The organism is Bacillus massiliglaciei (genome assembly GCF_900098925.1).
Taxonomy (GTDB): domain Bacteria; phylum Bacillota; class Bacilli; order Bacillales; family DSM-1321; genus Peribacillus; species Peribacillus massiliglaciei.
On the sequence record NZ_LT622359.1, the window covers coordinates 459,181 to 471,426 of the forward strand.

Here is a 12,246-nt window from a genome sequence, read left to right on the forward strand (position 1 = left end):
CTTTTTCTGCTATATTTGTTACAATATATAATAAGATATCGTTGATTTTAGAAGCATTTATACTATCCAGCGTATTTGACAAATATAGAGAATGTAGATGAAGTCTGAAAATATGAGAATGCAGTCACTTCAGACTGATGGAAAATGGCTGTCTTATGAGAAAAGAGTCCCTTGTTTGGCCGAGGCCTCGCTTTGGCTGGCAATGAGCATTTTGCTAAGGGGTTCAGAGAGGCAGCGGTTTCACAGTTTGAGGCAGCGGGACTGTGTGTTGAAGATAGGACCTTCAGTATACATAACATATATGCATCAGCATGTACAATACTGCAGTTTTAGTGGGGGAATCTATATGTCCATAAAAAAAGTAGATATTCAGGCCTTGGACATGATTTTGGAAACGATGGTAAGCACGGTAGGCGAAAGCAAAGATTCTATTTTTGAAATAGAGGAACAGTGCCGCCGTGATTATGAATCCCTGACAAGGGAGCTTGAAGAAATCAGGGCGAGGGTCGGAATCGTGATCATGGAAAGTGACGCATTGGATTCAAAAGCTCGATTTGCCAGAAAGCGTCTTTCCGAGGTAAGTATGCATTTTAACCAGTTTTCTGAAGAACAGGTGAGAGATGCATATGAACGCGCCCATAAGCTGCAAGTAGATTTACAGATGAACCGCCAGCTTGAAAAGCAGCTGAGGAACCGGCGGGATGACTTGGAAATCAGGATCAGGAGCCTGCAGCAGACAATCGAACGGGCTTCCCATCTTGTATCGCAGATAACTGTTGTGCTTAATTATCTTACCCAGGATCTTAAACATGTAGGCGAAGTACTTCAGGAAGCTCGGCGGAAGCAGGATTTTGGTTTTAAAATTATCGAAGCTCAGGAACAGGAGCGCAAGAAGCTTTCGAGGGAGATTCATGACGGTCCTGCTCAAATGCTTGCGAATGTCATGATGCGCTCGGATTTGATTGAACGGGTACATAAACAGAATGGGCCGGATGCCGCCATGGTCGAGATCAAGAACCTTAAAGTGATGGTCCGAAATGCCTTATATGAGGTGCGGCGGATTATCTATGACCTGCGTCCGATGGCTCTTGATGATTTAGGTTTGGTGCCTACCCTAAGAAAATATTTACAGACAACCGAAGATTATAATGAAGGCATTCATTTGAATTTTGTCAATTTGGGACAGGTCAAAAGGCTGCCGGGAGATATGGAGGTTGCTTTGTTCAGGCTTGTTCAGGAAGCCGTGCAAAACGCCTTGAAACATGCATCGCCTAAAAATATTCAAGTTAAATTATCGATTTCCAAAGAATCTGCGACCGTTGTTATTAAGGATGACGGAAAAGGATTTGATGCATCCGTCCAGAAAGCGGGATCTTTTGGTTTAGTGGGAATGAAGGAAAGAGTAGAGCTCTTGGAAGGTGAAATGACGATCGATTCACAGCCGGGTGCCGGTACGCTTGTATTTATCCAAATTCCTTACCATGATGCTAAATAAATATTATTTGTTTTTTTATAGGAGGAAAAGCCATTGAAGACTAGTATTGTCATTATTGATGACCATCAGCTATTCCGAGAGGGAGTAAAGCGGATATTGGATTTTGAAGCCAGTTTTGATGTTGTTGCAGAAGGGGATGACGGGAGCGAGGCGATCAACCTTGTAGAAACGTATCAGCCGGATGTAGTGATCATGGATATTAATATGCCGAATGTAAACGGTGTAGAAGCGACGCAAATGCTTGTAAGCCGGTATCCGGATACAAAAGTCATTATCCTTTCCATCCATGATGATGAGAACTATGTACAGCACGCCCTGAAGACAGGGGCCCAAGGATATCTGCTTAAAGAAATGGATGCTGATGCCTTGATTGAAGCAGTACGGGTTGTTGCGGACGGAGGATCCTATCTGCATCCGAAAGTTACGCATAACCTGGTTAAGGAATACCGGAGACTTGCTGTCGAGGAAGGTTCAGAAGGAGATACTGTCCATGCGCCTGAAATCAGACGTCCGCTGCATCTTTTGACTCGCCGTGAATGTGAAGTGCTTCAGCTGTTAGCAGATGGAAAGAGCAACCGCTCCATTGGCGAGACACTGTATATCAGTGAAAAAACCGTCAAGAACCACGTATCCAATATTCTTCAGAAAATGAATGTAAACGACCGGACACAGGCTGTTGTTCTTGCCATTAAGAATGGCTGGGTCGAAGTAAAATAAGCAACTATACAAAAATACCGCCCCTCTTTTGGAGGGGCTTTTTTGGCATACTGGCTCCTGTAAATTCAGCATATCAACGATTTAGTCGGTGCAATTGCCCGCTCTTTCCTTTAAAATAGTGGATTATGGATAAATATATTGTGAAGGATGGTTTTACCTATGAAAACGGCGGTCGTTACAGACAGTACGGCATATTTGCCTAAAGAACTCCTTGAACGCCTGCATATACATATGATCCCTCTGCAGGTTGTTCTCCAGCAGGAAGTATACCGGGAGGAAATTGATTTAACTGCTGATCAGTTTTATGAGGAAGTGAAAAAGGAAGCAAAACTTCCAACCACTTCCCAGCCGCCAATCGGTCAATTTGTTGAATTGTTTGAGCAATTATCGAAAGAATATGACGCGGTCATTTCGATTCATTTATCAAGCGGAATAAGCGGTACCTACCAGGGAGCTATATCTGCGGGAGAAATGACAGATGGCATTGACGTGTATGCTTACGATTCAGAAATAAGCTGCGGGGCACAGGGCTTTTATGTAGAAACAGCAGCGGAAATGGCGCTTCAGGGCAAAGAACCGAAAGAAATCATCGCAAGGCTTGATGAAATGAAGAAATCACTGCGGGCCTATTTTGTTGTGGATGATTTATCACATCTTCAGCGTGGCGGCCGTCTTAGCAGCGCCCAGGCCCTGATTGGAAGCCTGCTGCAGGTGAAGCCGATTCTGCACTTTAAAGATAAAGTCATTGTTCCATTCGAGAAAATCCGCACTCGGAAAAAGGCGATGAAGCGGGTAAATGAGCTGCTTGGAGAGGATGCAAATGCAGGCGGCAGCTACAAAGCGGTGATCATTCATGCTAAAAGGCTGAAGGAAGCCGAGGAATGGAAAGAGGAGCTGCACGCACAGTATCCAAATGTGGAGTTTGATATCAGCTATTTTGGTCCTGTTATCGGCACACATCTTGGTGAAGGTGCGATGGGCTTAACTTGGTATCGAAAATAAACAGAGAAAGCCTGTCATATGACGGGCTTTTTTGTTACTAAAGCAAGGAAGTGGATGATTTCCACTCCAGGCTGCTCGCTTTCCGCGGGGAGGGCGGTGAGCCTTCTCGGCGTACCGCCTCCGGGGTCTCACCTGGCCCTCTAGTCCCGCAGGAGTCTCACACCTTTCGTTCCAATCTTCAGCAATCACAGTTTTTGGTTCAGGGTTTTGTTAATGAAATGCATTTCAACTTAAGTTGTGCTACGGCCTCTATATAACCGAAAAAAGGATTTCTCATTTTTAGAGCGAATGGTTGTTAGGGAAAGGAGGAAGTGTTTTGCAAAATATCAGTTCAAAAGCTCTTTGTCTGCATTTAGCCGGCCGGCAGCTGCTGAGGAGTGAAATCCCGTTTCCGGATGACTCGTTGGACAGCGAATTCATAACCAAAACAAAAGGCATCATAAGAAAGAAGACAGGATTTTTTTGTGAGAGATGCGGCAATCAAGACCGCCATCTGTTTTATAGCTTTCCCTGTCAAATCTGCGGCAAGGAAGCCTGCACTTACTGCCGTGCCTGCATAATGATGGGGCGTGTGAGCGAATGTTCTTTCCTATATGGCTGGAAAGGGCCTAAAACCGAATTCCCCATCCTTGAGGAAGTCATGGCCTGGACCGGAGAATTGTCAGATGGACAGCAAACGGCCTCCAACCGGGTTGTAAAGGCAGTAGAGAAGGGAGAGCAGCTCCTGGTATGGGCGGTTTGAATAGCCAACAATGAATACCTAAAAAAATGTGTTATTAAAAACGCCAATCAATTTTGACGTGATCATGTTCGATATAAATTTGTCTAATGCAACTTTGCACTATTGCTCTCTTGTCGGGGAAATCAAGTACATCTAAATTATGTTTTATGTTATCTAACATATCCTCAGAAATTATAAATGTGTCTTCTTCTTGTATGGTCTGCTTGTTGATTATTCGATTTTTTTCTTCGGTTAACTTCGATAATTGTTTCTCTAATAAATTATTATCGATTTTCTCATTGGTATATAGCTGGATCAAACGTTCAATTTTTCTGTCAACATCTTTAAGGAGCTTATTATAATCTACAGTAGGTCTCTTTTTCTGATCAGTTGATTTTTTTAATAACATGTTTTTTAATTCTTCAAGTACTAAGGACTCAATTTTATCTTTACTCCAGATTTTGTTTACACATTTAGTTTCATATTCGGACGGAAATCTACGTGCTTTACATATGTAATAATAATAATTTTTCTTATTTTTCTTTGATATTCCAGTTGAATAAGCTACAAACGATTCACCACAGCAACTGCACCCCAATAAACCACTCAGGAGGCTTGTTTTAGCCTTATGAGCATTATTACCCTTGTGGCGTCTCAGAAGGGCTTGTACGCGGTCGAATTGTTCTTCTGTGACTATTGGATCGTGTTGACCCTGGTAAAGCTCACCTGCAAACTTTACTTGTCCGATGTATAGAGGATTGGATAGGATATCTCTGTACCTTCTGAATCTCCAAACTGGATAACCTTCTTCTTTTAAGTTCTTTTGGACAATGGTTATAGAGTGATATGCTTCATAAAGATCAAATGCTCTTTTTATGTGTTTTGACTCATCTTCCTTTAATACAAGATGGCCATCTACCCTGGCATACCCTGCAGGATCATAATCCCCGCCCATAACTCTCAAACCATTCTCTGCTCTTTTGATATGGCCCATTCGCATTCTTTCTGCAATAGTTTCTCGTTCTAATTGCGCGAAAACAGATAAAATTCCTATCATCGCTTTTCCGAATGGTGAGGAGGTGTCTAATGTTTCAGTAATCGATACAAAATCCACATCGTTTTTTAAGAAATGCTCTTCAATAAGTTCTAACGTATCTTTTTGTGAACGAGACAATCTGTCTAATTTATAAACAACAACCGCATCTATTTCCTTTAAATTTTTCAGCATTCTTTGCAAATCAGGTCTCTCCAGTGTGGATCCAGAAAATCCCCCATCGATATAAAAGTCCTGAACTTCCCAATTTTTCGCTTTGCAATACGCTTCTAATCGTTCTCTTTGAACTTCAATACTATAATTTTCAATCTGTTCCTGTGTACTAACTCGAATATATAGTGCAGCTTTAACCATTATGAACCTCCAATTTTAGAATTTAATATTTAGAGGAGCCATGTACCAAACTAATTTTCCTTTAATATGGATTGGGTTAAATTCTTGCTCCTTTGAATTATAAAACTGAGTTGTATGTTTAGGGTTATAGCTTTCTGGTTCTAAAGTAATTCCATCTTGGAATTTATAAAAACGTTTTAGAGTAGCGTCATAACCATTCACAGCCACTGCTGCGATATCTCCGTTCTTTACCTCTTGAGTTGGATCTATTAAAGCTAAGGCATCTGGAGGAACAACTTTATTCATGCTGTCCCCAGTAACTTTCACTAAAAAGGCATCAGGATATTTATCAGCAATTTCAAACGGAACATTTACCCATTCTTGTACTGCTACCATTTCGATTGGAAGACCTGCTGCTATAGATCCAAGCAAAGGTACTGGTTTAGAAAAACCATCAATATTATGGTGTTTTAAACTAATTGGATTAACTTTTGAAGTTTTATCTTCTATAATGTCACTTTTTCTAATTCCAAAGTGATCTGCGATTTTTTGAATAGCTCCCATTCTTGGTTCTTTAATTCCGTTCTCCCAAGTTGAGACTGCTTTATCAGTAACCCCTGCAATCTCTGCAAGGTCTTTTTGGGAAAGATTATGCATTTCTCTTAGTTTTTTTATATTTTTACCAATACTCATTTTATATCCCCCCCGGTCTTCTGTTATTAAATATCATAAACTAAAAGTAGAATATATTCAACTTAAAGTCGAAAAAAATCTACTTTTAATATAGTAGGACACTTTTAAAGTAGAAAAAGTAGATAGATTTATTATTGACATTCTACTTTAAGTAGATTAATATTTGGTTAAGCAAGATGAAAAGCGAGGTGATAACCATGATACTCACTTTAAAACAAGCTAGAATGCTAAAGGGTTTTACACAACGCGACATAGCTAAACGTCTAGGGATTCACGTTCAAACTTATAGCAAGATGGAAAAGGATCCGGATAACGTAACTATCGGTGAAGCAAAAAAAATCTGTCGAATCTTAGATGTAAGTTATGATTTTATTTTTTTTAACCATGACTCTACTTTAAGTAGAGAGAGGGAAGGGAGTTTACTTCAAAAGTAGAGAGAGGTGGAGGGATGAAAATAAAACAGTCGTTTCAAATCATTAGCGTTTCGATTGATGGATTTGAATTTCAAGCACCTGAAGGGTTGGCTGAAGTTTTAAATAGGAACAACGCATGGGAGTATGTTGCTCCGGACGAAAAAAAGTCAAGTAGTTCTTTAATGCAAGAATATGACAGAAAAGTGGTTTATGAGAACGGGACGCTATCCACAGTGTTGACTTATAAAGGAAAAGCTAAACAAATCTCGTAGGAGGTAATCATGGTCACTTTAACTACATTTGTATTTTGTCTTTTGTTGGCAAGCACGTTCAGTTTTATGTTAGGTGGAATCTTTGCTAGAGAGGAAATGAAAGGAGGTGAAAATAATGAATGAAATCATCACCACGAATCAAAATGAACAGGGTGAAATTATTGTAAGCGGCCGGGAGCTTCATAAATTTCTGGAAGTTAAGACTGAATATCGAAAATGGTTCGGCCGAATGACCGAGTATGGATTTAATGAAAAAATTGATTTCCTAAGGGTGACCCAAAAATGTCCGACCCCTGGAGGAATGCAAGAAATTGTAGATCACCACATCAAATTAGATATGGCAAAAGAAATCTCCATGATCCAGAGAACGGAAAAAGGAAAGCAGGCCCGTCAGTATTTCCTGCAGCTGGAGAAACTATGGAACAGTCCAGAGATGGTAATGAAAAGGGCGCTTCAATTTGCTGATCAAAAAGTAATTGAGCTAAAAGAGAAAATTGCTTTGGATAAACCAAAGGTTCTGTTTGCGGAGGCGGTGGAGGTCTCACAGTCATCCATCTTGATCGGAGAGCTGTCAAAGCTGCTAAAGCAGAATGGAATTGAAATTGGGCAAAACAGGCTGTTTGAATGGCTGCGGGAGAAAGGATATCTCATTAAGAAAAAAGGAGAGATGTTTAACCTGCCTTCTCAGAAAAGCATGGATTTGGGTCTGTTTGAAATTAAAAAGAGAATTGTCAGCAATCCAGATGGGTCCAGTCGTACAACCAGAACGCCTAAGGTAACTGGAAAGGGTCAGATTTATTTCATAAATAAATTTCTTAACAATGAAATGAAAATAGCTGAGTGAGGAGATGAGAGAGATGCCTGAAAGAACGATCAAGTCTATAGAAGTAGATGCAAGAAGATGGGTTCATTCGATTGAGATTGGAAACAAATACGCAGACAAAATTGTTGAGGACATTATCGAGAGGGACGGGCAATACATGCTGTTCGATCAAAACGATGAGCTGATTGCAGAAATCAATTTGCCGGTTTTGTGTGTGAGATATCAATATGATGCATTGGAGGTTTGCTAAGTGAAGATTATCTTTAAAGCTTTGACCCTTACTAATTTTAAATCGCACCGTGATCTGACAGTTGAGTTTGGCGACACGACACAGATCACGGCGGATAACGCGAAAGGAAAGACTACCGTTGTGGAGTCTATCCCATGGCTATTGTACGGCACTGATGCCACAGGAAGCAAATTGAATCCTGCGCCTATTACATACGAGGCAGAGGAGACGATGGTTTCACTTTTATTGGATATTGATGAAAAGTCTTTATTACTGGGCAGAGGCCTAAAGAAAGGCAAAACTGCGTATTACATCAACGAAGTGCCATCAAAAGCTGGCGAATTTAATGAGATTGTCGAGAACCTATTCACGAAGGATTTATTCCTATCGCTGTTCAATCCTCATTATTTTCCCTCTCTACATTGGGAGAAGCAAAGGGCCACGTTACTGCAATATGTATCCTCTCCAGCAAATAAAGAAGTATTAAAGCATATGCCGGACGAGCAACACAAATGCCTAGCTGCTTTATTAAAAAAGCATAGTTTAGATGATATTAAGAAAATCCACGCTGAGAATAAGACAAGCCTGGACAAAAAATATATAGCTGCACAAAGCCGGACAAAGACACTTAAAGAGCAGCTGGATAGGTTTTCCGATATTCAAGCTCCCATCGAATCATTGAAAGTGGAACTTGCACAAATAGATAAGCAGGTGCGGGAGAAAGAAAACCAGATGGATGACATATGGGATAAAAATCAGGATTTCAATAAGACTCAGGCTGAGATTTTGAACCTGCAGCAACAAATTGAAATGTCATTCGAGCGTTGGCAAAAAATAAAAACACAAGTTGCCCAGGATACTTGTGACATGTGTAAACAACCTTTGGATGAAGAAGCGGTTTCCGAGGTGAATGCGGAAATCGAGCAACGCAAAGCTGATCACAGGAAGCAGCATAAAGAGCTTGTTAGCAAAAGGAACGAACTGCAAGAAAAATTAGCTGGCCTGGAATTTATCGATCCAGCTGTACTTAGAGAGGAAATCAAAAAGCTGGATGAATCAGGACAGCCATTGCGCTCTGCTATTAGAGAATATGCTGAGTTTAATAGATTACAAGAAGAAACTGAACAAGCTAAGACAGATGAAAAAGACACACTTAAATCCCTCAATGAATCAATTTTCATCCTGGACAGTGTGAAGGCATTCAAGGCCAAGGAAGCCGAATTACAGGCTGAAAAAGTACAAGCTCTATTTGATACTTTATCCGTCCGCCTGTTTGAAGAACAGAAGAATGGCGAGTTGAAAAACACCTTTGAAATCGAACTGGATGGTAAGCCGTACAGGACCCTGTCATTGTCCGAAAGCATCCGGGCAGGCTTGGAATTAAGGGATGTCCTTAGCCAGCAGAGTGACCTTGTTACGCCGGTTGTCGTGGATAATGCTGAGTCCATTACGAAATTTAAGGAGCCTATCGGACAGATGATATTAAGCCGGGTAGTTGCCGGGCAGGAACTGAAAATAGAAGGGAAGGATGCGGAATGAAACGCGGCAAACGATTAACCGTCCGTCAGCATAAAGCCGTCCAAGCCATCGGGATTAAGGAAAGCAAAGACTGGCTCTTTCTTAAGCATCCAGAAGGGGAAAACATGACGATTATCCATCGGTATACAGGTCAGACCCGGGAGGTTCCGCATGAGTAAAGATCACATTGAGCACCCGGACGTTACCCAGATTAGGAAAACGGGATATGCCAATATGGTCGCCCAGCCGGAGCATTCAGGTACAGATTACTTTGGCAATGAAATCCTAGAAGGGGATTCCATCGTGCTTGATCCGGAGAATGGTGAGGCTGTTCCGGAAGATAGATTGGAAGATTACCTGATTGAAGCTAAAGGTTTCATATTCAAAATTGCAGATTGATAGGAGGAGTTTAAATTATGGCAAACAATATCATGGGGCTTGATTTAAAAATTGATGAAAAGTATATCGGAGAAATCGTACAAGGAGTAGTTCAATCAAGCATTGCTGAAGCTTTAGGGAAAAAAGATGAACTTGTTAGCACAGCCATTAAAACAATGCTTATGACAAAAGTTGATAAGAGCGGTAAGGTAAGCAGCTACTCTAGTGATAATAAATATAACTTAATCGATTATCATGTCCACACGACTGTCACAGAACTTTGCAAGGAAATGGTTAAAGAAATTTTGGATGAAAACAGAGAATCTCTTAAAGAAGAACTTAAGAGGCAGTTGTCAAGCCAAAGGAGTATTGAAGCCTTCACGAAAAGCATGATAGATAGCACAGTTGAAAATCTATCAAACAAGTGGAACCCTTCTCTGACAGTCAAATTTGATGAAGAAGATAGATATTAAGGAGGAATTTAACAATGGCAAACAATAATTCAATCGTTACTCAAAATACGGAACTTAATGAGTTACATCAGATCGGTGACTTCGGCGTTAATGAACTTATGACTATGAAAGAGACGGTAGGTAAAGATTTATCGATCCCACAGTTTAACCTCTTCATGTATCAATGTAATCGAATGGGGCTGGATCCATCACTAAAACATGCTTTCCCAATTGTGTATGGAGGAAAGATGGATATTCGGGTTTCATATGAAGGGCTGAAATCCTTGGCTCAAAAGTCTGAGGGATATCAAGGGATTTTCTCGCAAGTTGTTTGCGAAAACGAAATTGATGACTTCGATGTGGTTTTAAATGATGAGGGTGAAATGGTTGGTGTAAAGCATAAACCGAGATTTCCTAGAGGCAAGGTGATGGGGGCCTATGCTATTGCCAAACGAGAAAATAGAAGTAATTACGTAGTCTTCATGGATGTTTCAGAAGTTCAAAAATGGATGAAGATTAACGGCAAGTTTTGGAAACAAGATAATGGCGATGTGGACCCTGATATGTTCAAAAAACATGTAGGAACCAGAGCAATAAAAGGACAATTTGATATCGCGGACGTAGTGGTTGAAGGAATGGAGACTGTTACCGATGCTGCTGCCGTCCCTGAATATAAACCGCAAGATCGCAAAGACATCACTCCTAACCAGGATCTTATCGATAAGCCTGTCAGTGAAGAAAAGAAGCCTGTTGAAGATCCAGAGATTAAGAGAATCCGCGGTGATGTGAGCAAAGCCTTTAAGCAGCTGGGCATCCCTAAAAAGGAACAGCTAGCTTATATCGCTAAACATGCTCCAAGTTTCCCAGAAAACCCATCCCTTGCAGATTATGTTGGACTGCTGCAGCTGCTTGAAATGCACTTAGACATGCAGGAAGCGCAAAATTCAAGTAATGACGAGCTGGATTAATTATGAAGGTAGACATCATAGCGAGTGGATCCAAAGGCAATGTAATAGCTATTCGTTCAGGAGAAAACACGATTTTAGCTGATGCGGGGATTCCTAAGACGCAAATTGAGAAAAGGCTATTGGAGGTCGGGATTCGTCCCGACTCCATAGATGCCATCTTTATCACTCATGCTCACTCAGACCACGTTAAAGGGCTGCCAATAGCCAATAAGTACAAGATTCCAGTCTATGCCTCTGAGGGCGAATGGAAAAGCATTAAAGGCGTGGACCCTGAGTTGAAACGAGTCATTAAAGGGAATCTGCAAGCTTTTAATTTTGATATAACGGTCTTTAAAACTTACCACGATGCTCATGAACCAATTGGTTTTGCCATTGTGGACAATGTTGGGGATAAAGTGTCTGTCTGTTTGGATACTGGCAAGGTGGACGAGGAAATGATTCAAGCCATGAAATACAGCAACTTTTTCATTATTGAATCCAATCACGAGCCGGCCATGGTTGAGTATTCTCAATATCCAAACAGCGTCAAAGCAAGGGTCTTATCTGATATCGGTCACTTAAGCAATAAGCAGACTGCGGAAGCCCTGGCCAAGTTGATTAAAGGAATCGGCGAAAAGATTTATCTGACCCACTTATCCAGCAGCAATAACTTCGCTGATCTAGCCAAGATGACAACTATTCGAGAGTTGGCCAGAAGAGGATTTAAAGCCAACAGAGATTATGAAATAGAGGTGTTTTAAATGAAAATTAAACTATTAAAAGATATTCATAAGCAAGGCAGAGGGAGAATTGCCAATAAAGGCGAGTTGTTTGAAGTACGTCAGTTGTATTCTCTTACTCTTTTAGACAGACGTTGGAAATACCAAGTTATAGATGGAGCATTATCAGGTGAACTATTTGATCCAGATGTTTGCCTGGAGATTAAGGAAGACGATGAGCAGCCTGCAGAAGATGTATTTACAGAGCAAGAAGTTGAAGATATCAAACTGCACTATATCGAGCAGCTGGATAAGGAAAAAGAGAAAAATGATCGTCTGATTCTGGCTGTCACTAATCTAATCAGGCTGATGGCAGAAAGAAACGGGCATGAACTTAAAATCGATGAGCTTTTAACTTTAATGAAAGAGTCTCCTTTATTCCAGATCAACACTATTCAGAGATAAAGAACGGATGAAGCT

17 protein-coding genes are annotated in these 12,246 nt (G+C 40.8%); 15 read left to right on the forward strand and 2 right to left on the reverse strand.

Going from position 1 to position 12,246, the window contains the following annotated elements:
* Window positions 1–346 precede the first annotated feature (346 nt).
* The 4 genes from BQ4305_RS14150 (at window position 347) to BQ4305_RS14170 (ending at window position 3,956) form a co-directional block, all read left to right on the forward strand.
* The gene (locus tag BQ4305_RS14150; RefSeq protein WP_110928379.1) at window positions 347–1,495 is read left to right on the forward strand and encodes a sensor histidine kinase; all 1,149 of its coding nucleotides are present in this window, start codon (window positions 347–349) and stop codon (window positions 1,493–1,495) included.
* A gap of 33 nt (window positions 1,496–1,528) precedes the next feature.
* Window positions 1,529–2,212 carry a response regulator gene (locus BQ4305_RS14155; RefSeq protein WP_110928380.1) on the forward strand — a complete coding sequence of 228 codons (684 nt, stop codon included), beginning with the start codon at window positions 1,529–1,531 and terminating at the stop codon, window positions 2,210–2,212.
* 159 nt (window positions 2,213–2,371) lie between these two features.
* Window positions 2,372–3,214, forward strand: a complete 843-nt coding sequence (locus tag BQ4305_RS14160; protein ID WP_110928381.1) for a DegV family protein — start codon at window positions 2,372–2,374, stop codon at window positions 3,212–3,214.
* Between the two features lie 316 nt (window positions 3,215–3,530).
* Window positions 3,531–3,956: a hypothetical protein gene (locus tag BQ4305_RS14170; RefSeq protein WP_110928383.1), complete on the forward strand. Its 426-nt coding sequence runs from the start codon at window positions 3,531–3,533 to the stop codon at window positions 3,954–3,956.
* Window positions 3,957–3,990: 34 nt separating this feature from the next.
* On the opposite strand, the gene BQ4305_RS14175 is transcribed toward BQ4305_RS14170, so the two are convergent.
* Both BQ4305_RS14175 and BQ4305_RS14180 read right to left on the reverse strand, forming a co-directional pair.
* On the reverse strand, window positions 3,991–5,343 hold the full coding sequence (locus BQ4305_RS14175) for a recombinase family protein (protein ID WP_110928384.1): 1,353 nt from the start codon (window positions 5,341–5,343) through the stop codon (window positions 3,991–3,993).
* 15 nt (window positions 5,344–5,358) lie between these two features.
* Complete coding sequence (locus tag BQ4305_RS14180; RefSeq protein ID WP_110928385.1) at window positions 5,359–6,015, reverse strand: XRE family transcriptional regulator; 657 nt, start codon at window positions 6,013–6,015, stop codon at window positions 5,359–5,361.
* 224 nt (window positions 6,016–6,239) lie between these two features.
* Here BQ4305_RS14180 and BQ4305_RS14185 point away from each other — a divergent pair, with 224 nt between their 5' ends.
* From BQ4305_RS14185 to BQ4305_RS14230, 11 genes are all read left to right on the forward strand, one after another.
* Entirely contained in the window at window positions 6,240–6,449 is a 210-nt protein-coding gene (locus BQ4305_RS14185; RefSeq protein WP_234396987.1) for a helix-turn-helix domain-containing protein, read from the forward strand.
* A gap of 14 nt (window positions 6,450–6,463) precedes the next feature.
* A complete protein-coding gene (locus BQ4305_RS14190; protein WP_110928387.1) occupies window positions 6,464–6,700 on the forward strand; it encodes a hypothetical protein in 237 nt (78 codons plus the stop codon).
* A 115-nt stretch (window positions 6,701–6,815) separates the two neighbouring features.
* Complete coding sequence (locus BQ4305_RS14195; RefSeq protein WP_110928388.1) at window positions 6,816–7,544, forward strand: phage antirepressor KilAC domain-containing protein; 729 nt, start codon at window positions 6,816–6,818, stop codon at window positions 7,542–7,544.
* Window positions 7,545–7,557: 13 nt separating this feature from the next.
* Window positions 7,558–7,773 carry a hypothetical protein gene (locus BQ4305_RS14200; protein WP_110928389.1) on the forward strand — a complete coding sequence of 72 codons (216 nt, stop codon included), beginning with the start codon at window positions 7,558–7,560 and terminating at the stop codon, window positions 7,771–7,773.
* Entirely contained in the window at window positions 7,774–9,291 is a 1,518-nt protein-coding gene (locus BQ4305_RS14205; protein ID WP_199880695.1) for an ATPase, read from the forward strand. It abuts the gene before it with no gap.
* The gene (locus BQ4305_RS21545; protein ID WP_199880696.1) at window positions 9,288–9,449 is read left to right on the forward strand and encodes a DUF6906 family protein; all 162 of its coding nucleotides are present in this window, start codon (window positions 9,288–9,290) and stop codon (window positions 9,447–9,449) included. Before BQ4305_RS14205 ends, BQ4305_RS21545 begins: the two co-directional genes overlap by 4 nt.
* Entirely contained in the window at window positions 9,442–9,669 is a 228-nt protein-coding gene (locus BQ4305_RS14210) for a YqaI family protein (RefSeq protein WP_110928390.1), read from the forward strand. The genes BQ4305_RS21545 and BQ4305_RS14210 overlap by 8 nt, the downstream gene beginning before the upstream one ends.
* A 17-nt stretch (window positions 9,670–9,686) precedes the next feature.
* Entirely contained in the window at window positions 9,687–10,121 is a 435-nt protein-coding gene (locus BQ4305_RS14215; RefSeq protein ID WP_110928391.1) for a hypothetical protein, read from the forward strand.
* Window positions 10,122–10,135: 14 nt separating this feature from the next.
* Complete coding sequence (locus tag BQ4305_RS14220) at window positions 10,136–11,068, forward strand: RecT family recombinase (RefSeq protein WP_110928392.1); 933 nt, start codon at window positions 10,136–10,138, stop codon at window positions 11,066–11,068.
* Between the two features lie 2 nt (window positions 11,069–11,070).
* Window positions 11,071–11,808, forward strand: coding sequence for an MBL fold metallo-hydrolase (locus tag BQ4305_RS14225; protein WP_110928393.1), 738 nt, complete (start codon window positions 11,071–11,073; stop codon window positions 11,806–11,808).
* Window positions 11,809–12,231, forward strand: coding sequence for a hypothetical protein (locus BQ4305_RS14230; protein ID WP_110928394.1), 423 nt, complete (start codon window positions 11,809–11,811; stop codon window positions 12,229–12,231).
* The last annotated feature ends 15 nt before the right edge of the window (window positions 12,232–12,246 follow it).

What these genes read in the sequence shown, in the direction of transcription:
- BQ4305_RS14150 (WP_110928379.1), top strand. Translation starts at nt 347, where the DNA reads ATGTCCATAAAAAAAGTAGATATTCAGGCCTTGGACATGATTTTGGAA.
- BQ4305_RS14160 (WP_110928381.1), top strand. Translation starts at nt 2,372, where the DNA reads ATGAAAACGGCGGTCGTTACAGACAGTACGGCATATTTGCCTAAAGAA.
- BQ4305_RS14175 (WP_110928384.1), bottom strand. Translation starts at nt 5,343, where the DNA reads ATGGTTAAAGCTGCACTATATATTCGAGTTAGTACACAGGAACAGATT.
- BQ4305_RS14180 (WP_110928385.1), bottom strand. Translation starts at nt 6,015, where the DNA reads ATGAGTATTGGTAAAAATATAAAAAAACTAAGAGAAATGCATAATCTT.
- BQ4305_RS14185 (WP_234396987.1), top strand. Translation starts at nt 6,240, where the DNA reads ATGCTAAAGGGTTTTACACAACGCGACATAGCTAAACGTCTAGGGATT.
- BQ4305_RS14190 (WP_110928387.1), top strand. Translation starts at nt 6,464, where the DNA reads ATGAAAATAAAACAGTCGTTTCAAATCATTAGCGTTTCGATTGATGGA.
- BQ4305_RS14195 (WP_110928388.1), top strand. Translation starts at nt 6,816, where the DNA reads ATGAATGAAATCATCACCACGAATCAAAATGAACAGGGTGAAATTATT.
- BQ4305_RS14200 (WP_110928389.1), top strand. Translation starts at nt 7,558, where the DNA reads ATGCCTGAAAGAACGATCAAGTCTATAGAAGTAGATGCAAGAAGATGG.
- BQ4305_RS21545 (WP_199880696.1), top strand. Translation starts at nt 9,288, where the DNA reads ATGAAACGCGGCAAACGATTAACCGTCCGTCAGCATAAAGCCGTCCAA.
- BQ4305_RS14210 (WP_110928390.1), top strand. Translation starts at nt 9,442, where the DNA reads ATGAGTAAAGATCACATTGAGCACCCGGACGTTACCCAGATTAGGAAA.
- BQ4305_RS14215 (WP_110928391.1), top strand. Translation starts at nt 9,687, where the DNA reads ATGGCAAACAATATCATGGGGCTTGATTTAAAAATTGATGAAAAGTAT.
- BQ4305_RS14220 (WP_110928392.1), top strand. Translation starts at nt 10,136, where the DNA reads ATGGCAAACAATAATTCAATCGTTACTCAAAATACGGAACTTAATGAG.
- BQ4305_RS14225 (WP_110928393.1), top strand. Translation starts at nt 11,071, where the DNA reads ATGAAGGTAGACATCATAGCGAGTGGATCCAAAGGCAATGTAATAGCT.
- BQ4305_RS14230 (WP_110928394.1), top strand. Translation starts at nt 11,809, where the DNA reads ATGAAAATTAAACTATTAAAAGATATTCATAAGCAAGGCAGAGGGAGA.